We start from the raw sequence: 550 nt of genomic DNA, 5'->3' as shown, positions 1-550 counted from the left end.
GAATGTACCCTGGCATTGACGGTTGATGGATTCGTTCACACCAATTTGCTAAAAGACTTTGATACCGCGACACAGCGCTATGAGCACGCTTTGTCGATCAATCCCAGCGAGTCGATGGCATGGCTTCTGATGGGAACGCTTCATGCATTCAGGGGCGAGGGAGAAGTTGCACTCAAGGCCAGCGAAAGAGCCCTGGGCCTGTCCCCATTGGATCCGATCCGCTATTTTTACGATGCCTTGGCAGCTTCTGCCGCAATTTCAGCGGGAAATTACCCGCGAGCCATTGAGTTGGCAAAGCGATCCCTGAGGGTCAACCGCACCCACACGTCAACCCTGCGCGCTCTCGCAATTGCGCAGTCGCTCGATGGGCAAGTGGAAGAAGCCAAAAAGACCGTCACTCAGCTTCTGTTGCTGGAACCTACATTGACTGTGACCAGCTTTTTGCAACGGTCCCCGAGTAGTCGATTTGAGATGGGGCGGATTTGCGCAGATGCACTGAGCGTCGCGGGCTTACCTGCATAGTTTTTTCATACAAATAAGAGGAGAAGGA

Annotated in this window: 1 protein-coding gene; it reads left to right on the top strand. The window is 53.3% G+C overall.

Annotation, left to right across the window (positions count from 1 at the left end):
• The coding region (locus tag AC1D0P_RS27725) for a tetratricopeptide repeat protein (RefSeq protein WP_477679666.1) at positions 1 to 522 on the top strand (522 nt) is incomplete at its 5' end.
• Positions 523 to 550: the final 28 nt, after the last annotated feature.

The sequence above is a fragment of the Polaromonas sp. P1_G2 genome, assembly GCF_056405515.1.
The sequence above is the reverse complement of the archived record's forward strand: the minus strand, read 5'-3'. Positions and strand labels throughout refer to the sequence as shown.